Annotated in this window: 17 protein-coding genes; 3 read left to right on the top strand and 14 right to left on the bottom strand. The window is 64.3% G+C overall.

Annotation, left to right across the window (positions count from 1 at the left end; all coding sequences use genetic code 11):
• Window positions 1-15 precede the first annotated feature (15 nt).
• The 3 genes from QM841_RS35995 (at window position 16) to QM841_RS35985 (ending at window position 8472) form a co-directional block, all read left to right on the top strand.
• Window positions 16-2334: a hydantoinase B/oxoprolinase family protein gene (locus tag QM841_RS35995; RefSeq protein ID WP_283335657.1), complete on the top strand. Its 2319-nt coding sequence runs from the start codon at window positions 16-18 to the stop codon at window positions 2332-2334.
• A 1964-nt stretch (window positions 2335-4298) separates the two neighbouring features.
• A complete protein-coding gene (locus QM841_RS35990) occupies window positions 4299-7586 on the top strand; it encodes a protein kinase domain-containing protein (protein ID WP_283335656.1) in 3288 nt (1095 codons plus the stop codon).
• Window positions 7587-8136: 550 nt separating this feature from the next.
• Window positions 8137-8472, top strand: coding sequence for an amidase family protein (locus QM841_RS35985; RefSeq protein WP_502943311.1), 336 nt, complete (start codon window positions 8137-8139; stop codon window positions 8470-8472).
• Here the strand turns inward: QM841_RS35985 and QM841_RS35980 are convergent.
• The 14 genes from QM841_RS35980 to QM841_RS35915 form a co-directional block, all read right to left on the bottom strand.
• On the bottom strand, window positions 8424-9131 hold the full coding sequence (locus QM841_RS35980; protein WP_198602132.1) for an IS5 family transposase: 708 nt from the start codon (window positions 9129-9131) through the stop codon (window positions 8424-8426). The two genes, QM841_RS35985 and QM841_RS35980, sit on opposite strands and share 49 nt — an antisense overlap.
• Before the next feature lie 334 nt (window positions 9132-9465).
• Complete coding sequence (locus QM841_RS35975; protein ID WP_157951383.1) at window positions 9466-10233, bottom strand: SDR family NAD(P)-dependent oxidoreductase; 768 nt, start codon at window positions 10231-10233, stop codon at window positions 9466-9468.
• 303 nt (window positions 10234-10536) lie between these two features.
• Window positions 10537-11295: an SDR family NAD(P)-dependent oxidoreductase gene (locus tag QM841_RS35970; RefSeq protein ID WP_283335655.1), complete on the bottom strand. Its 759-nt coding sequence runs from the start codon at window positions 11293-11295 to the stop codon at window positions 10537-10539.
• Between the two features lie 26 nt (window positions 11296-11321).
• The gene (locus QM841_RS35965) at window positions 11322-11816 is read right to left on the bottom strand and encodes a nuclear transport factor 2 family protein (RefSeq protein ID WP_283335654.1); all 495 of its coding nucleotides are present in this window, start codon (window positions 11814-11816) and stop codon (window positions 11322-11324) included.
• A gap of 216 nt (window positions 11817-12032) precedes the next feature.
• On the bottom strand, window positions 12033-12827 hold the full coding sequence (locus tag QM841_RS35960) for an SDR family oxidoreductase (RefSeq protein WP_283335653.1): 795 nt from the start codon (window positions 12825-12827) through the stop codon (window positions 12033-12035).
• On the bottom strand, window positions 12824-13321 hold the full coding sequence (locus tag QM841_RS35955; protein ID WP_283335652.1) for a hypothetical protein: 498 nt from the start codon (window positions 13319-13321) through the stop codon (window positions 12824-12826). Before QM841_RS35955 ends, QM841_RS35960 begins: the two co-directional genes overlap by 4 nt.
• Window positions 13318-14463: a thiolase family protein gene (locus QM841_RS35950; protein ID WP_283335651.1), complete on the bottom strand. Its 1146-nt coding sequence runs from the start codon at window positions 14461-14463 to the stop codon at window positions 13318-13320. The genes QM841_RS35955 and QM841_RS35950 overlap by 4 nt, the downstream gene beginning before the upstream one ends.
• The gene (locus tag QM841_RS35945; protein ID WP_283335650.1) at window positions 14460-14852 is read right to left on the bottom strand and encodes a Zn-ribbon domain-containing OB-fold protein; all 393 of its coding nucleotides are present in this window, start codon (window positions 14850-14852) and stop codon (window positions 14460-14462) included. The genes QM841_RS35950 and QM841_RS35945 overlap by 4 nt, the downstream gene beginning before the upstream one ends.
• Window positions 14853-14855: 3 nt before the next feature.
• Window positions 14856-16022: an acyl-CoA dehydrogenase family protein gene (locus QM841_RS35940; RefSeq protein ID WP_283335648.1), complete on the bottom strand. Its 1167-nt coding sequence runs from the start codon at window positions 16020-16022 to the stop codon at window positions 14856-14858.
• Window positions 16023-16027: 5 nt separating this feature from the next.
• Window positions 16028-17704 (bottom strand): AMP-binding protein, encoded by a 1677-nt coding sequence (locus QM841_RS35935; protein WP_283335647.1) that lies wholly within the window; start codon window positions 17702-17704, stop codon window positions 16028-16030.
• Window positions 17701-18636, bottom strand: a complete 936-nt coding sequence (locus QM841_RS35930; protein ID WP_283335646.1) for an SMP-30/gluconolactonase/LRE family protein — start codon at window positions 18634-18636, stop codon at window positions 17701-17703. The genes QM841_RS35935 and QM841_RS35930 overlap by 4 nt, the downstream gene beginning before the upstream one ends.
• Complete coding sequence (locus QM841_RS35925; RefSeq protein WP_283335645.1) at window positions 18636-19769, bottom strand: CaiB/BaiF CoA transferase family protein; 1134 nt, start codon at window positions 19767-19769, stop codon at window positions 18636-18638. Before QM841_RS35925 ends, QM841_RS35930 begins: the two co-directional genes overlap by 1 nt.
• Window positions 19766-20170, bottom strand: coding sequence for a Zn-ribbon domain-containing OB-fold protein (locus QM841_RS35920; RefSeq protein WP_283335644.1), 405 nt, complete (start codon window positions 20168-20170; stop codon window positions 19766-19768). The genes QM841_RS35925 and QM841_RS35920 overlap by 4 nt, the downstream gene beginning before the upstream one ends.
• The gene (locus QM841_RS35915) at window positions 20167-21231 is read right to left on the bottom strand and encodes a thiolase family protein (protein ID WP_283335642.1); all 1065 of its coding nucleotides are present in this window, start codon (window positions 21229-21231) and stop codon (window positions 20167-20169) included. Before QM841_RS35915 ends, QM841_RS35920 begins: the two co-directional genes overlap by 4 nt.
• Between the last annotated feature and the right edge of the window lie 126 nt (window positions 21232-21357).

The following is a 21357-nucleotide window of genomic DNA, read 5'->3' as shown; positions in this document are numbered from 1 at the left end:
AACTGAGGAAACGAAATGTCAGCAACGACAATCCCCGGATCCGAGCGCTTCTCGAGCCGGCCGATCGACCCAGAAGTGCTGATCGAAAGCCTCGACGGGACGCTGCCCGTTCACACGGTCACGCAGAAGCAGATCGACGACCTCGACCCGCTCACGTACGAGGTGATCCGCCACCGTCTGTGGTCGGTGACCAACGAGATGGGTGAGACCCTCAAGCGCATGTCAGGATCGCCGATCGTCACCGACGCAAACGATTTCGACTTTGCCATTTGCGACGAGGTGGGCCAGGAAGTTCAGGTCGGTTTGTACAACTGCATGCTGGCTGGAGCTATCGACCTTGCGATCTACTGGACCTTGCAGAACAGGGTGAAGAACCCCGGTATCAACAAGGGCGACATGTTCCTTGCGAACGACCCGTGGGTCGGCGGCGGTCTGCACCAGAATGACGTGATCGTCTTCCAACCGATTTTCCATGAGGGCCAGCTGTTCGGCTGGACGTCGGCAATCTGTCACGAACCCGACCTCGGTGGTGTGGGTCTGGGATCCTTCAGCCCGTCTGCGACGGACGTCTTCTCCGAAGCCCTCCCGACCCCGCCCATCAAGGTGGTGCGCGACTTCGAGGTCCAGGAGGACGTGGCCGACGCCTGGGTACGCCGTTCTCGCGTCCCACAGCTGGTCAGCCTCGATCTTCGCGCCAAAGTCGGCGCCAACACTGTTGGTCGAAAGCGACTGCTTGAGGTCATCGAGCACTATGGCGCGGACACGGTGAAGGCCGTGATGAAACGGATGATGAACGATGCCGAGGGTCGCCTTCGCGGCAAGCTCAAGAGTCTCCCCGACGGAACGTGGTCAACGTCCGGATATCAGGATCAGTCACACGAGGGCGATCGCGGTGTACACAAGATCAAGCTGAAGATGACAAAGCTCGATGATCATCTGACCTTCGACTTCACCGGTACCGACGAACAGGCCGGTGTCATCAACTGCACCTACGCCGGCCTGCGCGGCGGCGCAATGCTCGCGATCATGCCGATGCTCGCCGACGACATTCCGTGGTCCGCCGGTGGGCTGATGCGCTGCTTCGACTTGATCGCCGAGGAAGGCTCTATCGTCAACGCCACCTACCCGGCTGCAGTCAGTCGCGCACCAATCGGGCCAGCGTGGGCGCTAGGGCAATTAGTCGCTGAATGCCTCAGCCAGATGATGGACCGGACCGTCGAGTTTCGCGATAGGGTGCAAGCCGCCTGCTGCGGCACGCATGACACCGCGGTAATGGCCGGACTCGATCAGAGGGGGGAGGTTCCTGTGCCATTCCTCAACATCGTCATGGACGTGGTAGCAGCGGGCTACGGCGCGCGCCCCAAGGTGGATGGCATGGACACCGGCGGAGTGTTCTGCATCCCCATGGGTCGTCTCCCCGATGTTGAAATGACCGAGTATCTGTACCCATTGATGACACTGTGGCGGCGAGAAGAACCCGACACAGGGGGACCAGGCCGGCAGCGAGGCGGACTGAGCGGTTCCGCCGCTTTCATCCCCTACGGCACCGAAGTGCCGGTCGGACTCGTTGTCGCCTCGGCAGGCAAGGGCGTTTCGCAGAACGGCGGCCTGGCGGGCGGCTACCCGGGCAACACTGCGGTCGGCATAGTTGCCCGCAACACCGGCGTCAAGGAGGGGTTCGCCCAGCGTGAGGTGCCGTTCAGCCTGGATGCACTGAGGGGCGAGCACGAGCTTCAGCCATGCTACGGGGAGACCCTCATCGCACCCGGCGATCTGCTCTACATGCATTGGCAGAGTGGCGGCGGCTATGGAGACCCACTGCTACGTGATCCACATCTGGTGGCCCACGACCTCGCCGAAGGCAAGGTCACCCTCGAAGGGGCCGCGCAGTCCTACGGTGTGTTGATCAACGACGGGGACGTAGATCTTGCCGCCACCGATGCGCGAAGAACCGAACTCCGGGCGGAGCGGAAAGCACGATCCATCGCCCCTGCGAACGGCTCGGGGAAGAGCCATGCGCCGGGAACTGGCAAACGAATTGACGACAACCTGGTCGCCATCGAATCGGGCGGCATTCATGTAGTGGCATGCGCACACTGTGGACACGAGCTCGGGGACCCCCGCACGGACGAGACCCTCAACGTTGCTTTCTTCGAAGGCCCCAGCGCTCTCGCCGGACCCCACGTGACCGCACATCCCGAGAATTATGTGGACGCGGAGGTCGTTTTCCGCCAATTGAGCTGTCCGAACTGCTACACCGCCATTTACTCAGGTGTGGTGCCATCAACGCACACGGACAACGTACTGGACCTGGACCGCTACGTCTCGTTCTGACGCGCGGCCTTTGCGTCGGGTCCGGCACAACTTGTGGGGCCCGGCGTAAGCGAATGTGGCTCTCGGCCTCAAATGCAATGGGCAACAGACTCCGACGGATGCACGACTCGATGCGTGTGGCGCGCATGGTCGAGCCGAAGTAACCCCGTCGTCGGCCGTGACCGGGACGATATGCGCGAACGCGCGGCCCTTCTCCGCCCAGGTACCGGGCACGCAGTGCAGCACGAAGTTCGTGGACACGGAGTCGAACACGCCGATGTCCGTGGGAAGTGGGGCGAGGACGCTGCCGGTATGCGCGGCCGCGGTGATGCCACGGTCGGCGAGAGGTGCGGTGGTTATATGCAACGTGTTCGGGTTGAGGTCGAGCAGCGCCACCACTGGGTTCGGGGACGGGTAGGTGGCGCGGCGGAGGTACCAGCCGGTTCCGAGTTAATCTCCAGACATGCGTGTTCCCCCGCTCGTTGCCTCGTGATGGCGTTCCCCGCCATCACCGATCGTAACGGCGCCGACTACAGCGACTCGGTCGATTCATGTGCCGCGCGGTGTGTGGGTCTCGGAGCGCACCACCCGTCGAGTGCGACATCACGGTGGGGCGGCCGCGTCCTCGTACCCCACCATTCGACTCCAGCCGGCCCCGCCGCAGTTGATCTCGACTAATGGTGTGCGCCACCCGCCCGAAAGGCACTGAGGCTAACGCGGCCTCGGCGTGGAAGTCGTCGGAGACGTGTGAAATTCGGGGCGTGAAACTGGCTTGCTGGCTCGCCGCCAGCACAACATCCCACGCCAGGTAGCCGACAGCTACGGCGACGTCGATCGCGCCATCCAGCAATAGCGACATGCTGGCCCCGCCCTCGGCCTCCCGGACGTTCACGATGAGAGGGCGTACCCGAGCACAGTGCAGTCAACGACCGGGCCGACCACATGAATGACCGACGAGGCGAAGGCGGCGATTCCTACGGTGCCGATCGTGCCCTGGGCGTGCGCCGCCATGCTGGCATCAGCCCGGTTGAGCTCCGCGAGCACCGCGTCCGAATGCCGGGCTAGCAACTCACCGGCCGAAGTCAGTCGTACCCTCCTGCCGTGTCCGTGTCGTGCAGCAGTTCCTGGCCAACCTCAGACTCGAGTGCCATCAGTTGCTGCGACACAGCCGAGAGAGGTTCAGCGCCGTTTCAGCGGCAGTTACCGTGCCGCGGTCGGCGAGCGCACGTAGCACCCGTAACCGTCGAGGATCAATCATTGACCCACCTCCGAACTGACGTGCCGGTTGATTCCTGCGGCACTTTGACCGCAGGACCGGAGGGCGCCGCTACCACGGGCTCGGCGTCCTGCCCCGACACCGAGACGATGATGGCCCGCCCCTGCACTCGAAGAAGTGCACAATGACCGCATTGCCGACGAGAGATCACAGGCCGCTGACGGACACCACAACACAGAATTTCTCCGATCAATTGGATGGTTGGAGGGGGATCCTGTGGGATCCGCCGCCAGTCCTGCAGGATCTGTGAAGGCCGCTGATTAGCTCTGCGTCCGGCCTAACCGGGCCTACAGTTGGCAGAGGTCGATGTGTCCGGTGCCTGCGAGCGATTGTTGGACTCACCGGCGCGAGCCGGGGACTGGGGTTGGGACCATGAGGAGAGCCCCGGCGCGCTTGTCGATTTCGTCTACAAGACGACGCATCCGACGTGCAAATAGTGCCTGCAGCTTGGAGTCTCAATACAAATAGACGTCAATGACAGGGTTGGCGCGGATTTTGTCTTTGGAGTGCTTCCGGGCGGATCAGCTGAAAGAGATTTCGCCGAAGATTCTACGCGTCTCCTCTAGGTATCTCAGGTTCATGACTCGTCTCAGCGATATCCTTGATGACACGCCATGGAGCGGTGAGTCCACGGTGGTATCTGCGCTGGTCGTGCCGTCGTGGGCCAGTACGTGGGAACCTTGACTCGACGGGGTGAGTAGACCGTTCGATGGGTGAAGGTGATCCGCTCGACACGCAGCGGTACCCGCCGTCCCCGGCCGCCGAACTGGCAGACGCGGGATTCGACGATGTCCAAGAGATCGGCCGCGGCGGTTTCGGTGTCGTCTACCGCTGCGCCCAGGAGGGCCTGGATCGCACGGTAGCGGTGAAGGTGCTCACCGTGGACCTCGACGAGGCGAACCGGGCCCGATTCTTTAGGGAGCAGCGGGCGATGGGCCAGCTGACCGGGCACCCGAATATTGTCAACATTCTGCAGGTCGGCGCCACCGACAGCGGACTTCCGTACATCGTGATGCCGTACCACTCGCAGGATTCACTGGAGGCCCGAGTCCGCAAGGGCGGTCCGCTGCCACTGGATCAGGTTCTTCGGGTGGGGGTGAAGATGGCCGGCGCGGTGGAGTCGGCGCACCGGCTCGGCATCCTGCACCGGGACGTCAAACCGGCGAACATCCTGCTCACCGATTACGGCGAGCCGCAGTTGGCAGATTTCGGTATCGCGCATATCACCGGTGGCTTCGAGACCGCCACCGGCGCGGTCACCGGGTCGCCGGCGTACACCGCGCCGGAGGTGCTCGGGGGTGATCCGGCGAGTCCGGCGGCCGATGTCTACGGGCTCGGTGCCACTCTGTTCAGTGCCCTGACCGGGCATGCCGCGTTCGAACGTCGCAGCGGTGAGCAGGTGGTCGCGCAGTTCCTGCGGATCACCACGCAGGAGGTGCCCGATCTGCGTGAGCACGGGATCCCCGACGACGTGTCCGATACGATCGCCCGCGCGATGGCCCGCGAGCCCGGTCAGCGCCCGGGCGCCGCTGCCGACTTCGGGGAACAGCTGCGAGCCCTGCAACGCGGTCATGGCTTCCCGGACGACGAGATGGCGCTCCGTGTGGAAGCCGATGTGCAGGGGAACCGAGACCCATCGATCTCGCGCGGCGGACGAGGTTCGTCGACGCTCTCCACAGTGGGCGCGACGGGAAGTCTCCCTCTAGAATTGACTAGTTTCGTCGGTCGACGGCACGAATTGACCGAGGCGAATAATTTGCTGGCCGGGTCGAGGCTGGTGACGTTGACCGGGATCGGCGGTGTCGGCAAGACGCGGCTGGCGATGAGGGTCGCGGCCGCGGTGCAGCGCGACTACTCCGACGGTGTGCGCCTGGTCGAGTTGGGTGAACTGCGTGACGGGTCGTCGCTAATCGATGCGGTGGCCGCCGCTGTCGGAGTGCGGGACCACTCGGCGAGGACGCTGCGGGAGGTTTTGATCGAGTTCCTCGCATCGCGGGAGGTGCTGTTGGTTCTCGACAATTGCGAGCACGTGGTGGACGCGGTCGTCGAACTCGCCGTCCCCATGTTACATACCTGTCCGCGGTTGCGGATGCTGGCCACCAGTCGTGAACCCCTCAACATCGGAGGGGAGGCGGTACTCCGGGTTCCCCCGCTGGCCGTCCCGGATCCCGAGCGGAAGCCCTCGCTGCGGGGGTTACCCAAATACGATGCGGTCACCCTGTTCGCCGAACGCGCCGCTGCCGCCGTTCCCGGATTCGCGCTCACCGAGGACAACGCGGCGGCGGTGGCGGGGATCTGCCACCGGCTCGACGGGTTGCCGCTGACGATCGAATTGGCGGCGGCCCGGTTGCGGGCGATGTCGCCCGAGCAGATCCTGGGGCGGCTGACCGACCGCTATGCCCTGCTGACCCGCGGCAGCCGGGGTGCGCCGACGCGGCAGCAGACGCTGCGGTTGTGTTTCGACTGGAGTTTCGAGTTGTGCTCCGCCGGTGAACAACTGGTATGGGGGCGGCTGGCGGTGTTCGCGGGAAGCTTCGAACTCGACGCCGCAGAGCAGGTGTGCGGCGAGGGGCTGGAGCCGGGCGAGTTGCTCGACACGCTGACATCTTTGGTGGAGAAGTCGATCCTGATCCGGGAGGATCACGGGTCGGTGGTGCGGTTCCGGATGCTCGAGACCCTCCGCGAGTACGGCTTCGAGAAACTCGAGCAGACCGGTGAGGCTGTGGCATTGCGTCGCAGGCACCGGGATTGGTACGAGGCGTTGGCGCTGGATGCGGAGGCCGAGTGGATCAGCGCCCGCCAACTCGACTGGATCGCCCGTCTGAAACGGGAACACGCGAATCTGCGGGAGGCCCTCGAATTCGGCGTCGACGACGACCCCGCCGCCGGCCTGCGTATCGCCGCCGCACTGTTCTGGTTCTGGAACTCCCAAGGCCTCTACAGCGAGGGACGATACTGGATCGACCAATTGCTCGCCCGCCAGACCGGCCAGTCCACTCCCGAGTGGGCCCAAGCGCTCTTCGGTGCCAGCGTAATGGCCTCTGTGCAAGGCGATCTCGAAACCGGAGCGGCGCTCGTGGCGGAGGGGCGCACGCTCGCCGATCAGACCAGCGACCCGATGGCGCGTGCGTTCATTGTTGGCGCGGACGGCATGCAGGCCCTCTTCAGTGGTGATTTGGCGCGCGCGTGCTCGCGACTGGAAACCACGCTCGCGGAGTTCAAAGGATGCGACGAAAGAACATTCGAAACTAGCGTCCTGTTCTCATTGGGTGTGGCCTATGGGTTGAGAGACTTGCCGGGGCAGGCGATCGAAAGCCTCGAACGTGTTCTCGCGATCACGGAAACGCACGGCGAGAAGATGTACCGGTCGCTCGCGCTGTGGGCCTTGGGGGTTGTCGTGTGGCAGCAGGGTGATGCCGATCGTGCGGTCCGGCTTCTCAAGCAATCGTTGGTCCTTTCCCGGCAAGTTCACAGTCCGCGCAGCGCAGCTTCGTGCCTGGAGGCGCTGGCCTGGATTACTTGCGAAGTGCACGACGCACAGCGGGCAACTGTCCTGATGGGCGCGGCTGACGGAGTGGCGCGTTCGATGGGAGGTACTGCGATCATTCATTCCCATCTGATCGCCTACCACCAGAACGTCGAAAGAAAGGCCCGGCAGGAACTCGGGGACAAAGCATTCGGAGCGGCTCACCGCAAAGGCGAACAGCTCGGCCTCGATGCGGCCATCGCCTACGCCCTCCACGAGGATCCGCCCAGCACCTCCACACACGACACTGACGCGTCGACGCGACTGACGAAGAGAGAACACCAAGTCGCCGACCTGATCGCCGAAGGCCTGACCAATCAGGCCATCGCCGACCGCCTCGTCATCTCGCCGCGCACCGCACAAGGGCATGTGGAGCACATCCTGGCGAAATTGGGTTTCACCTCCCGGACACAGGTCGCTGCCTGGGTCGTGGGTAGTCGCGCGGGTGAACGGACGAGCCGCCCACGTTGATCATCAACCAAATTTTACGCATCCCGGCCGCCGGCCGAGGGAGTTACAGAACGGCGACGACGCTCTCATCGAATCGGTGGTCGATGCTCCGGGCAAGTATGCGTGGTCAACGAGGCTGGCTTACCTGGTGCCGGTCGAGTCGGAGTCCTGACCTCCGAAACTGGCGCGGAGGCCGGTGCGGTTTCTGCTCGTTGGAGGCATCACCCGAGGCTGTGTAAAGGACCTGTTGTTGCAAGACGGCGATGATTCCGACCGTGATCGAGCTTTCGATGTTGCGCATGGGTTGAGCGTATCCACTTGTCCGCGTACCGCCGCGACGTCAGGCCGGCCTTCCACAGATGATGAGCACACGAATCCGTGAAAATGCGCGTTGACGAACGGTAACGCGGAGAGGCCGGGTTGGGGTCGTGTTACTACAGGCTTCGCTGCGGTGGGAGCGTGACTGATGCGTCGGCTGCTGCGAAGTCGAAAAACCGGGGCGGTTCGGGCAACTCGAGCGCGGTAAGGATCTTTCGTTGCCCGGCAGTTAGATACTGCGTACGTGCGGACCATGAGAGGGTCACGTCTCTTCACGGAACACGTTCCCACTGTCGATGCGACTTCGGTTAGGCGGATGAAAGACGCTGGAGCCATTCCCATAGGAAAAACGAAGGATCCGGAGTTCTCCTACTGGACCGAAACAGACAACCTGGCCTCAGGAAAAACATTGAACCCGTACAACGTTGTACGTACATCGGGTGGCTCCAGTGGTGGGGAGGCAGCCGCCATAGCCACGGGAATGTCTCCTATTGGGCTGGGTAGTGATGTGGCGATCGCAGAGAGCATTCGGAAACTCGGTCATGTCCGTGCGAGGCGTCGGGTCATGAGGCCGATCATGGCGATGTGAATGACGGCCTCGTGGTGGTCGGGTCGGGTCTCATAAGCGCGGACGCAACGGCGGTGCTTGTTGATCGAGGCAAACGTGCGCTCGACTACCCAAACCCGGGGCCGCACCTGGAATCCGCACGCGCCGGGGATCCTTCCGATGATTTCAATCTGCAGGGCAAGCACGCTTTTCGCCCAGCCGAGCAGTCGCCCAGGGGAGCCGCCGTCGCCCCAGACGAGCCTGGAGAAGCCGCCCCGCAGTCCGGCCAGCAGCCGGTGCGCGGCGTCGCGATCCTGGATCGAGGCGGCGGTCACCACGACCGCGAGCAGTAGCCCGTTGACATCCACCGCAATGTGCCGCTTGACCCCATTCGTCCGTTTCCGCCCGTCCCACTCGCGACGGGATCCGGGCACCGTGTCGGCGGCGGGCACGGTCTGTGAGTCGACGATCGCCGCGGTCGGGCACCGGTCGCGTCCGGCCCGCACGCGGAGCCGAGCTCGCCGCGCGTCGTGGATGCGCTGCCACACCCCGGCGCGGACCCAGCGGACGAAGATCCCGTACACCGTCGACGCCGGCGGACCTCCACCGGCAGCTGCCGCCACCGCGATCCCACCGCGAACCACGTAGAGAATCGCATCCAGAACAACTCGGCAGCAGTACTTTTCGGGCCTGCCGCCCAATCCGGTGGAGTTGCCGGGCCGAGGTTGCAGTGGTTACCGTACCCCCAATGCGCGTCGTTCAGTGACGAGGACGGACACACCGCATTCCGATGTGCAGGTGACCGGGGTGGGCACGCCAGGCACGACGCGATAGGAGATGATGACATGGTCCGGCTACGAGACCCAGTAGCTGCGGCGACGCATCGTCGCGACCGGAACACAGCGGTGACGGCGCCGCTTCACGTCCCCGACCACCGCTGTGCATATGCCGCTCGGGCTGAGGGAACCCGAGTCTCTGTACCGTGACCGAGGCCATTGTTCGCTAACGATAGAACTGTAATGCGGCCTCATACAGCTAGAGGGACAAACCTCCATCAACGACCAGTTCGGTGCCATTCATGAACGAGCATTCCGAGGATGCGAGAAACAGAACTGCCCGCGCGATCTCGTCGGCCGTGCCACGCCGCCGCAACGGAGTGGCATGGGTGACTGCATCGATTTGCTCGTCTGGCATGACGTCGATCATCGTGGTGCTGATGAATCCGGGCGCAACGGAGTTTACGCGCACCCCATACGGTCCCAGCTCGACCGCAGCGCATTTTGTCATGCCGCGTACCGCCCACTTGGTCGTGGAATAGCCGATCTGATTCGCGTAGCCGCGGTGACCGCCGATGGAGGACAGGTTGATGATCGAGCCCGAGCCCCTTTGCTTCATCTCTGCTGCCACTGTGCGCATTCCGAGGAAGACGCCGAGCTGGTTGACGCGGTAGTGGCGCTCGAAATTCTCTACGCTAGTTTCGCTGATGTCGTGACCCGGATCGAGCACGCCAGCGTTGTTGACCAGAACCGTGACGTCGCCCAAGTCATCCCGGACACGGGAGAGGAGTGTCTCCCAGGACTGTTCGGAGCTGACGTCGTGGGGCAAGTAGTGGCAGCCTAGGTCGGCGGCCAGGTCGCGGCCGTGTTTCTCCGAGCCGCCGGCGATCACGACAGTCGCTCGGGCACCTACAAGCGCTTTGACGATCGCAGCTCCGATGCCGCGGCTGCCGCCGGTCACGATGGCGGTCTCGCCGCCCAGGTTGGGCGCCGAGGCAGTTGTGTCTGTGGACGGACTGGAGTTCATGACATTCCTCCCCATAGGGGTGATCGAGTCGAGGAAGGGTTGCTAGCGCTGCTGTGAGTGCGACCGGCTGCCCTCGGTGTCGAGATAGCTGGAGTTGGGTTGGCTATGGGCGTATCGGGGAGCGCCTCGGCGGTCGGTTGCGTAGGCACTCCAGTGGCCGAGCACGTGGCCTAAGCGAGCGCCGGACCGATACCGCCGGCGACGACGAATCGGGCGGTGGTTCCAGTGTCATCGAGCTCCGGGTCAACAAGTTCTCGGCGACGGACCCGACGTGGCGGCGCCCGCCCCCTTCCGCACCTGTCATCATCCGGCGGCGACGCTCATCCCGCCGTCGGCCATGACGATCGATCCCACGAGATACGCTGCTTGTTCCGAGGCCAGAAATGCGATGACTTGCGCGATTTCGCGTGGTTGGGCGGCGCGGCCGATTGGCGTCCCGCTGCCGTGCTCGGCGAGGAAGCCCGATCCGTCTTCGTGTATCTCATCGAGGATGTGGGTGATCACGTCGCCCGACCCGACGGCGTTGACGCGGATTCCGTGTTCGATGACCTCGAGGGACAGTGCTCGAGTCAGCTGGGCGAGTGCGCCTTTCGAGGCTGCGTATGCCGCGATTGTGGGAAAAGCCTGGAAGCACGCGTAGGAACCGACGTTGACAATCGCACCCGACTTCTGCGGCGTCATAGCCCGCACGGCTTCTCGGGAGTGCAGAAATGCGCCCGTGGCGTTGACCGCGAGAATGGAATTCCAGTCGTCGAGTGTCATATCGGCGACGGTTTTGTTGATGATGATCCCGGCGTTGTTGACCAGAATGTCGAGCCCGCCGAATCGCTGCTGGGCGAGCGCAACGGCACGGTGGGCACTGTCCTCGTCGGTGACATCGGCGACCAGAGGGGCGACGCTCGGGCTAGCGAGCGCCTCGACGGCAACGTTGCGGTCCTCAGCGACGACCCGGACCCCGCGCTCTACCAACAATTCCACGGTGGCTCGCCCAATACCGCTGGCTGCGCCTGTGACGATTGCGACTTTGTCACTGAGATCGTTTGTTTGGACGGGAGTAGTCATGTTGATGCCTTTCGTGTTTGGTATGACTAGCGAGGGTCAGGCACCGACAGCGGAGTTGTTTCGCTGCCGTGCGCCGGCGTCCAGCTCTTGATCGGCGTGAAGTAGTGCAGGTCGAAGACACGCTCGACCATGCCCCATTGACCGTCTTGTCGCTCGAATCGGTCGTGGTAGATACCGCCCACCTGTGTAGGGCCCGACTCGATGTTGGTGACGAAGCAATCGAGCGCGGTCGTGGCTGTGGCAGTGTCGCCGTCGATGTCGATCACAGCGTTCGACATCCAATGATGCATCCGCGGGCTCTGGGACCAGAGCTGGTGGGCCGCGCCTACGATCGCATCCACACCTGTGAAGTTGCCGAAGGGTTCGCCGAGCCTCAGCGTGGCGCCTTCGTGCCAGATGCCGCGCAGCGTGTCGATGTCTTGCAGGTCAAAGGCATGGGCGTACTGCGCGATGAGGCGTTCGATGGCACGTTGGCTTTCAAGGCGGTCGATTCGGGCTTCAATGTCAGTAACTTGCGGCATCTTTTCCTCCGTGTCCTCAGGGTCGTTGGATTGCCGTGAACGATCGTGCCGTCGCCAAGACGTAATTGCCGTCAATCTCGTCGAGCATGCAGTGGCGGGTGATCATTCGTCTCGCTTTAGCTGGCCGGGCGTCGTTTATGCGCAGCAGCGAGACGATGTCATCACTCGGGAGACTCGCTGAACACTTCGGCCCTGGCCACTCTCTACCCCGTCTTGTTATGACGAAACGGTGTCTTTCCTCATCGAGCCGCTGATGCTTCGTCCTCCGCATACCGGGATGCTCTGCCCGGTCAGGTAACCGGCGTTGGCGTCGGCGAGGAACGCAACCGTGCGTGCGACATCGATGGGCTGCCCCACTCGACCGACCGGGATGGATTGGCGCACCCGCTCGATGATGTCGTCGGGCATCGAATTCGACATCGGGGTTTCGATGAACCCGGGCGCAATGCAGTTGACGGTGATGCCATCGGTTGCAAGGCTCAGCGAGAGGCTTCTACTCACGCCGGCGATCCCGCCCTTGGAGGCGGCGTAGTTGGTGGAACCGAAGTTGCCCAGCCAGGCGCGCGAGGTCAGCGAGATGATGCGGCCGGTTCCCGAGCTGCGCAGGGCCGGCAATGCGGCGGAAGTGGTGGTCAGCATTCCAATGAGATTGACATCGAGAACCTGCCGGAAGACCGCGGGATCCATCTTCTCGATTCGGGCGTCCTTGAGGATCCCCGCACAGTTCACCAGAACATCGAGCCCACCGAGCCGGGAGACGGTGGCATCGACCGCTGCTTGCACGGATTCCCGGTCGGCGAGGTCCGCGGCGAAGACGGAAACAGCGACACCGGTGGTCTCGGTGATGTCCTCCGCCACTGCTTGCAGTGCGCTTTCGGAGATGTCGGAGAGGCCGATGCTGTATCCGAGTCCGGCCAAGTGTTCGGCGATGCCTCGCCCGATACCACCGGCAGCACCGGTGATGAAGGCGACGCGAGGCCGTTCTGCAACTCTCTGGTCGTCGGAGCTCATGGGTGCAGCCTTCCGAGGTCGGTGCCGTTGGCGGCGTAGATTTCTTGACCGGTCACCGCAGCGGCATGCTCGGCGGTGAGCGCCGCGATCAGCTCGGTAACGGCTGGTTCGTTGGGATCGGTGTCGTAGAAGACTGCGTTCGCGGCGCCGCCGTGCCGCTGCAGCTCGATTGCGACAGACCGGACGAAGCTGATCAGAGCCCCGGTTACCGCGCAGTCCAACGGCCTGAGTGGGTCTCCCAGTGCCGCCGTCGCCGGGGCAAGGACGATCACCCGGCCGCGATGGCGCGCTTCGGTGATGGCCGTCCAGTGATGCTGAACGGCGGAAAAGGCCGCCATCAGCGGATGTGCCACCGCCTGCTCGAGGTCCGCGGTATCGAGCGTCTGGCCACTTTCTGTGCCGCGGTAGACGAGCACCACGACCGAGGAAGCTGGTACGTCGGCGGCATGGGTGGTGTCGGCGAGATCGATCGTGGTGAACGTCGAGGTGGTCATCGCGTCACCAGCAGTACCGTGACAGAGCCTCCGTCGGTGCCGCTGACGGTGCCGCCCTTGCAGTATGCAAGCCCGATATTCGCGTCGTCGACCTGCCGTTGACCGGCCCGGTCAGTGAGTTGCCAGGTGAGCTCGCAGATTTGCGCGACACCGGTGGCACCGACCGGGTGTCCACGACTGAGGAGGCCACCGCTTGCGTTGACGGGGAGTTTGCCTCCGATCGAGGTGTTACCGTTCTCGGCCCACCGCCCGCCCTCGCCGACGGGGACGACACCGAGGCCTTCCAGGCGGACGATCTCGGCGATCGTGAAGCAGTCGTGCATTTCTACCAGGTCGATGTCTTCGGGCCCGTATCCGGTGATGTCCCAGGCCTGTTCGCCCGCGCGGCGTGAGACGTCCTCGTCGTTGAGGTTGGTGTCGGCAGTGACGATCTTGCCGCTGACCAGCGCGCAGCCGGCGATGCGCGGAGCTGATGATCGCCCGAGTTTGGCGAGTCCGGCAGCACTGCACAGCACTACCGCGGCGGCACCGTCGCTGATGGGACTGCAATCGAGCAGTCCCAGGGGATCGGCGATGGTTCGGGCGTCGACAACTTCCTGCAAACTGATCGGCCGCTGGTATTGAGCGAATGGGTTGTGCACCGAGTGTGCGTGATTTTTCACGGCCACCGCGGCAATCTGTTCGCGGGTGGCACCGTGGTCGGACATGTACCGCCGAGCGCTCATCCCGTGATTGGCGGCCATGACAAGGCCGTTGATGGCATCGAGGTCCGTGGGGTCGGGCATGACCCCACCGGAGACACGGTCGGTCATCTTCTCCGCACCGATGACCAGCACGATGTCGTACAGGCCGGCCTTGATTGCGATCCAGGCTTCGCGGATCGCGGTGGCACCGCTGGCGCAGTAGTTTTCGTGGTTGGAGACGGGAAGGCCGCCGAGGCCCATTTGCGCCGCGACGCGTTGACCGGCGACCGGACCGCCGAAGACATGTCCGACGTAGACGGATTCGATGTCCTTGGTGGTCACGCCCGCGTCGGACATCGCTTCGCGTGCGGCGCCGACCGCAAGTTTCTCGAAGGTGACGTCGACGGGGTACTTGCCGAATCGCACCATGCCGGCGCCGGCGATGTAGGTCTCGCTCATCGGTTCTCCTCGGTGCCCCGGAAGCGGTACCACCACAGTGGTTCTCCGGAGGAATCGGTCTTCAATGTGAACAACTCGACGGCTACTTCGTCGTCGATCTCGACGGCAACTGTCGCCGCGCCCAGCAGTCGGACACCGTCGTCGAGGTCGACGGTCACCAGGGTGTACGGCGTCTGCAATGGGGGCGGGGCTTGGTGCACGATGGTCCAGCTGGTGACTCGACCCCGGCCGGCCAGGATGACGTTGTCGACGGCGTCAGACCCGCAATGGGGGCACAGTGGCCGCTCCGGGAAGGAGCGTCGGCTGCACACTCGGCAGGCGATACCCTTGAGGCCCTGCGGCTCCAAACTGACGACGTCGCTTCTCAGTGGTGAACCTGTGGAAGTCATGGGCTACACTCCGCCTCTCTGAACTAGCTGCGCTGCAATGACGTTCTTCTGTATTTCGTTCGTGCCCTCACCGACGATCATCAGGGGGGCGTCGCGGAAGTACCGCTCGATGTCGTACTCGGTCGAGTAGCCGTATCCGCCGTGAATACGCAACGCGGACAATGCGATCTCCATCGCTGCCTCGGAGGCGAACAACTTCGCCATTCCCGCCTCCATGTCACCGCGGAGCCCGGCGTCGAATCGACTGGCCGCGAACAGGGTCAGCTGACGTGCGGCGGTGAGTTTGGTTGCCATGTCGGCGAGTTGGTGACCGATGGCTTGATGCTTCCAGATCGGCTTGCCGAATGACTGTCGATCCTGTGCGTAGTGCAGTGCGTCTTCGAGCGCGGCGCGGCCAACACCAAGGGCGCGGGAGGCGACCTGGATCCGACCGGTCTCGAGGCCTTTCATCATCTGGGCGAAACCGTGTCCCTCGGCGCCGCCGAGTACCGCCGACGAGGGAACTCGGAAGTTGTCGAAGGAGATCTCGCAGGTCTCCACCCCCTTGTATCCGAGCTTGGGGAGATCACGCGAGACGGTCAGACCGGGGCCGTGCTCGACGAGCAGGATGGAGATGCCCTTGTGCTTCGGGGTGGCCTGGGGGTCTGTCTTGCAGAGCAGGGCGATGAGCCCGGACCGGCGTGCATTGCTGATCCAGGTCTTCGAACCGTTGACGAGGTATTCGTCTCCGTCGAGGCGTGCATGGGTGCGCATCGCCTGGAGGTCGGAGCCGCCGCCGGGCTCGGTCAGGGCCATGGTCGCGCGCAGTTCGCCTGTGGCCATCCGCGGAAGGTAGGTGGCCTTCTGCTCGGCGGTTCCGAAGGTGGTGAGCAGTTTCGCGACGACGGTGTGACCGCCCATCGCGCCGGCCAAGCTCATCCAGCCGCGTGAGAGTTCCTCGGTGACCTGGACATAGCACGGCATCGAGACCGGGGCGCCCCCGAATTCCTCGGGAACGGCCAGCCCGTAGATGCCGATTTGCTTCATCTGTTCGATGAATTTCTCGGGGTACTCGTTCTGGTGTTCCATCTCGTTCACGACAGGCTTCACATCGCGGTCGATGAAGTCGCGGACGGTCTGGATGAGGAGTTGTTCTTCCTCGGGGATGTCGAAATTCACGTGAGAGTCCATCCGTGTCAGTGGTCGGCGAGCGGAGCCGCCGGGGTGGGCATCCCGGAGGTGTCGAGCCCGAGTGAGGTAAGCGCAAGTTCGCGTAGCCGGGCCTTGGGCACCTTCCCGCTGGCGACCCGCGGGAAGCCGGCGCTGGTTCCGTAGATCACATGGTGCGGGGCTTTGTATTTGGCGGCCTTGCTGCGGATGTGGTCCTGGATCCGGGCGAGGGTGACGTCGTCGCGGTCGGCGTCGACGAAGACGACGATCGCCTCACCGCGGACGATGTCGGGGATGCCCACGGCATGCACTTCGCGGACGCCGGCGATCTCCCCGACCAGCAGCTCTACTTCGAGGGGGCTGACGTTGATGCCGCCGGGTTTCATCATCTCCGAGAGCCGGGAGTGGAAGTGCAGGTACCCGCGCTCGTCCATGTATCCGAGGTCGCCGGTGCGGAAGAAGCCGTCGGTGGTCATGACCTCGCGATTGCGGTCAGGATCCTTGTAGTACCCGCGCATGACGTGTCCGCGGATCAGGATCTGTCCGATTTCACCGGCCGGTAGCGGGTCGTCGGTGTCCTGGTCGGCGATGCGGATGTCCCAGTCGGGGAGGGGGCGGCCGATGGTGCCCTCGGCCCGCTCGACGGGGTCGTGGGCATCGGTCAGCGCGCACAACCCGTAGGACTCGGTCAACCCGTAGATGCTGGTACCCAGGGTCAGGCCGAGTTCGGCGCGGGCGAGTTGGCGGTCTGCTTTGCTCAGGCCGAGGACACCCTTGCGAAGGCTGAGTTGGCGGCGAGCGCGGTCGGGATGGTCGACGAGGCTCCGGGTCATGTTGCCCAGTCCGTAGTAGGCGGTGCAGCGTTCACGTTCGAGCAGTTCGAGGGCTCGGCCGGGTTCGTACACCTCCATGAGAACCACGCACGCGCCGTGGGTCCAGGTCGCGCCGAGGGCCTGGACGACACCGAGTCCGTAGAACAGCGGTGTCGCGAGAAAGGACCGGTCCTGCTCGTCGAGCGCCTGCCGTTCGCCGATGTTGAAGGTATTGACGATGGCGTGGTGGTGTTCGAGCGCGACACACTTCGGTCGCGCCGTGCTGCCACTGGTGTAGATGAGGTACACGAGGTCGTCCGGTTCGACTGCGGCTTCGGCGTCGGCCAGTACCGCATCGCTGATCTGCTCTGCGCGCCCGAGGAACTGGTGTAGCGGTACCGCAGCCGGGAGGCGGTGGTCTCCGAGCTCGACGACCTGCCGCAAAGCCGGCAATGCCGTGTCGTGGAGTACACCGTCGGTGCCGGGTTCCTTGGCGGCCGCCGCGACGGTGCCCGCGACGATGGGCACATAGTCCGTGCCGCGCAGCCGGTCGAAGAACAGCAGGGCCTTCACATCGCCGTGGTCGAGCGCGTACGAGAGCTCATCGGTCTTGTACCAGGTGTTGATCGGCACGACGGCGGCGCCTATCCGGGCCCCGGCCATCGCGGTGTACAGCCATTCGGGTCGGTTACCTGCCAAGATGGCGATCGAGTCACCGCGGCCGATCCCTATGGCTAGCAGTGCCTTCGACCATCGGCTGACCTCGTGATCGAGCTCGGCGAAGGTGAAATCGGTGCCTTCGAACGAGATCGCGGCGCGGGTGGGGAAGCGGTCGGCCATTTCGTGCAGCAATGCCCCCCAGGTGTGTGCGGTAGGAGCTGATGCGGTCATGGGAGTTCCTCGGGTTGTGCGGGCGACGAAGCGGGTGGGGCCGCTGCGGGCGGGGTGGGTGAGCCGGGGATCTCGACGGGGAAGGCGAGTACGCGCCCGCCCTTGGCGACGGTGACAATGAGACTGTCGAGCGCTGGGCCGGCGAAGCAGACGCTGGTGGGCATCGTTCCTTCACCGATCGCCAACTGCTCGCGCATTTGCCCGGCCGGGTCGAAGTAGGTGACGGTTCCCGATTTGCTGCCCGCCACCCACAGCCCGCCCTGCGCGTCGATGGTGATGCCGTCGGGGGTGGGGACGGTGATCTCCGGGAAGTCATGATCGACGGTCGCGGTCGATGCTGTGACCAGGTAGCGGCGTACCCGGTTTCGGGCGGTCTCGGCGACGTACAGGTGGTCCGGGTAGGGCCCGAACGCGATGCCGTTGGGGAAGAAGACGTCGTCGAGAACGACTGTTGCGTGATCGGCCGCGGGATCGTATCTCCAGACGCGACCTGGCAGGGCCGCGTCGCCGAAGCCGTGTCCGTTCGGGTCGGTGAACCAGAGGGCGCCGTCCGGCCCGAACGTGCAGTCCGACGGGGCGTCTACATTTCCGCTGGAGATGGTGCTCGGCGTGGTGGAAGCACGGTAGTCCCAGACTTGGATGGACGGAGAGACCGGCAGCTGTGATCGGGTAGGCATCACGTCGCCACCATTCTGGGTGATCCACAGTTGCCCGTCGTAGCCGAGCGTCATGCCGTTCGGTCCGCCACCGGTTTCGGCGGCCGCCACAGCCTGGCGACCGTCGAGGAAGGCCTCGTACAGCGCGCCGCGGCTGACACTCGTGACGAACAATCGGCCGTCGGTGGTCCACACCGGTCCCTCGGTAAAGCCGATGTTCTCTGCAAGGGTCAGGCCGTTGTCGACCGTTCTGGTAATGATCGAGGGTGCCGCCATCAGTGCTGTCCTGTTCTGGTCGTCGCCGCCGTCGCGCAGCTGGTCGAGGCCCACCGCGTCATCAAGGTCTCTGCGGGCTTGCTCTCGCTGCCGCTGGCGGCGCCCGGTGTTCTGCTGTATCGCGGAGCGGGCGCCGGTTCGACGCGATCCTCCCGAAGGAGAGTGCTCCGGGACTGCATGTGCGGGTCGGTCACCGCCTCGTCGAGCGTGAGGACGGGGGATACGCACGCGTCGAGTTCGGCGAAGACCACCGTCCATTCTTCGCGGGTTTTCGTCCGGAAGATACTCGCGAACTGTTCCTTCATGGCCGGCCACTGCGCCCGGTCCTGCTGTGCCGGCAGGTCGGCGTCGGCGAGCCCGAGACCGCGGAGCAGCCGCTGGTAGAACTGCGGCTCGATACTGCCCACGGCCATGAAAGCGTCGTCTGCGGTTCGGTAGACGTTGTAGAAGTGCGAACCGCTGTCGATGCTGTTCGTGCCGGGTTCGCTCGACCAGTTCCCGGTGGACTTCCGATTCCAGATACCGCTCATCAGCAAGCTGGTTCCGTCGATCATCGCAGCGTCGACGACCTGACCGACATTGCTCGTCACCCGCTCGTAGAGCGCGGCGAGTATTCCTGTGACCAGAAGCATCCCGCCGCCGCCGTAATCACCGACGAGGTTGAGCGGCGGAACGGGAACTTCCCCCTGGCGGGTGATGGACCGGAGGGCACCGGTCAGCGCGAGATAGTTGATATCGTGCCCAGCGGTATTCGCGAGCGGTCCCTCCTGCCCCCAGCCGGTCATTCTGGCGTAGATCAATGCAGGATTTCGTCCCAGGCAGATGTCAGGCCCCAGGCCAAGACGTTCCATCACACCCGGCCGGAATCCTTCGATGAGCACGTCGGCGTGCTCGATGGCATCAAGAGCACGGTCGCGTTCGTGTGGGTCCTTCAAATCGAGACTCAGTTCGCCGGCCCGGCCTCGACCGAGAATGCCGACATCTTTCGTATTTTGGCCGGGCCGGTTGATGCGCAGAACTTCCGCGTCGGCGTCGGCGAGCATCATCGCGGCGAACGGTGCCGACCCGAGCGCGGCGATCTCGACAACGCGCAGTCCACGGAGCGGGCCGGGGGAGTGGGCTGTGTGGGTCATGTGCCTTCCTTGTCGGCTGGGACGAAGATCAGGTGTGACGCTCCGTCGTCGGTGGTGGTGAATTCGGCGCGGACCCGCTGCCCGATCCGGAGCGAGGAGGACGTCGGCACCCCGGCGAGGTTTCCGTAGATCTTGGCGCCCTCGTCGAGTTCGATGACTGCGACGACGTACGGGCTCGGTAGGCGGAAACCGGTCAGATAGGTCTTGTGGAAGGTTGCATACGTCCACAACTGTCCCTCGCCGCTCACCCGGTTCCACCGGGGGCTCTCCGTGCTTCCGCATCGAGTGCAGACCGCTTTCGGGGGGAACTGCTGGGTTCCGCAGGCCGCGCAGGTGCTGATCAACAGCTCGCGGCGGGCCAGCCCCTCGAGGTGGGCGGTCAACAGATAGCGGGGGTTCATGCCTGCGCTCCGTACACGACCGAGGTCACTACTGGAGCGGCGCACAGGTATTGGGCGATGGTCGCACCCTGTACCTGGCGGTCTCCGCAGGTTCTCCTCAGCTGGCGGACGGCCTCGACGTTCAGCGCCCACCCTTGCATGTAGCTTTCCGACAGATGACCGCCGGAGGTGTTGATCGGCAGCTCACCGCGCAGCCCGATTCGGCCGTCTTGGATCCATGCTCCGGACTCGCCCGGTGCACAGAATCCGAGGCCCTCCAGGGTGAAAAGCACATTGGGGCTGAAGTTGTCGTATGCCATCAGGACATCGACGTCGGCCCGGCTGCAATCGGCCATTGTGTACGCCTGCTGCCCTGCGGTGGCGATCGCCTCGCGCCAGAAGTCGTCCGGGGGTAAATCGGAGTTGCGTAGCTGACCTTGTTGTCCGAACCCCAGGACATGCACGGGCGGTTGAGCACAGTCGCGGGCCCGGTCCGCCGAGGTGAGGATCATGGCTACCCCGCCGTCGTTGATCAGGCAGTAGTCGTAGATCTTCAGCGGTTCGACGATGAATCGGGACTCGAGGTAGATCTCACGCGAGATGGGATCTGTGAACACGGCGTGGGGATTCAGCGATGCGTGGTCTCGCAGGGTGACCGCGACCTGCGCCAGTTGTTCGGCGGTGGTGCCGTACTGCGAACAGTGCCGCTGGAACATCATCGCGTAAAAGGCTCCGGGCGAGGTCATCCCGTACGGCAAGGTCAGCGCCGGATTGGAGCCGTATCCCTCGGCGGCCGCGCTGGCGCTCGCGCCGCCGCCTCCATAGGTGTGCCCACCCGAGCGCCCATTGTTGCCGTACACCAGCGCGATGGTGGAGGCCATCCCGGTCGTGATGGCCAGTACCGCCATCTGGATGGCGATGCCGGTCATCCGTCCCTCTGCCGGCAGCTGCGCCGTCCAGCGTGGCTCGATTCCCATCCGCGAGGCCACCGTCTCGTAACTGCTCACCCGGTTCACGATCAACCCGTCGAGGTCGCGCGCGGTCAATCCGGCGTCGGCGAGTGCGGCCTCGAGTGCGGTCAAGGCCAAATCGTCGGCGGAGGAACCCGGTAGATTGCCGAATTCGGTCGTGCCGACCCCGACCACCGCGGTGGCCGCGCGAAGTGCGGCGCGATATGGGGGACGGTGTACCTGCACTGAAACTCCAAT

Origin of the sequence: Rhodococcus sp. IEGM 1307 (assembly GCF_030056915.1) — a bacterium.
GTDB classification, from domain to species: Bacteria; Actinomycetota; Actinomycetes; order Mycobacteriales; family Mycobacteriaceae; genus Rhodococcus_F; species Rhodococcus_F opacus_D.
This window is presented reverse-complemented; position numbering and strand designations above follow the sequence as displayed.

Excerpts from the sequence above, each read along its gene's own strand:
- QM841_RS35935 (WP_283335647.1), bottom strand. The coding sequence starts at position 17,704 with ATGACCGCATCAGCTCCTACCGCACACACCTGGGGGGCATTGCTGCAC.
- QM841_RS35925 (WP_283335645.1), bottom strand. The coding sequence starts at position 19,769 with ATGACCCACACAGCCCACTCCCCCGGCCCGCTCCGTGGACTGCGCGTT.
- QM841_RS35995 (WP_283335657.1), top strand. The coding sequence starts at position 16 with ATGTCAGCAACGACAATCCCCGGATCCGAGCGCTTCTCGAGCCGGCCG.
- QM841_RS35955 (WP_283335652.1), bottom strand. The coding sequence starts at position 13,321 with ATGACCACCTCGACGTTCACCACGATCGATCTCGCCGACACCACCCAT.
- QM841_RS35975 (WP_157951383.1), bottom strand. The coding sequence starts at position 10,233 with ATGAACTCCAGTCCGTCCACAGACACAACTGCCTCGGCGCCCAACCTG.
- QM841_RS35930 (WP_283335646.1), bottom strand. The coding sequence starts at position 18,636 with ATGGCGGCACCCTCGATCATTACCAGAACGGTCGACAACGGCCTGACC.
- QM841_RS35945 (WP_283335650.1), bottom strand. The coding sequence starts at position 14,852 with ATGACTTCCACAGGTTCACCACTGAGAAGCGACGTCGTCAGTTTGGAG.
- QM841_RS35965 (WP_283335654.1), bottom strand. The coding sequence starts at position 11,816 with ATGCCGCAAGTTACTGACATTGAAGCCCGAATCGACCGCCTTGAAAGC.
- QM841_RS35940 (WP_283335648.1), bottom strand. The coding sequence starts at position 16,022 with ATGGACTCTCACGTGAATTTCGACATCCCCGAGGAAGAACAACTCCTC.
- QM841_RS35970 (WP_283335655.1), bottom strand. The coding sequence starts at position 11,295 with ATGACTACTCCCGTCCAAACAAACGATCTCAGTGACAAAGTCGCAATC.
- QM841_RS35960 (WP_283335653.1), bottom strand. The coding sequence starts at position 12,827 with ATGAGCTCCGACGACCAGAGAGTTGCAGAACGGCCTCGCGTCGCCTTC.
- QM841_RS35950 (WP_283335651.1), bottom strand. The coding sequence starts at position 14,463 with ATGAGCGAGACCTACATCGCCGGCGCCGGCATGGTGCGATTCGGCAAG.
- QM841_RS35985 (WP_502943311.1), top strand. The coding sequence starts at position 8,137 with ATGAGAGGGTCACGTCTCTTCACGGAACACGTTCCCACTGTCGATGCG.
- QM841_RS35990 (WP_283335656.1), top strand. The coding sequence starts at position 4,299 with ATGGGTGAAGGTGATCCGCTCGACACGCAGCGGTACCCGCCGTCCCCG.
- QM841_RS35920 (WP_283335644.1), bottom strand. The coding sequence starts at position 20,170 with ATGAACCCCCGCTATCTGTTGACCGCCCACCTCGAGGGGCTGGCCCGC.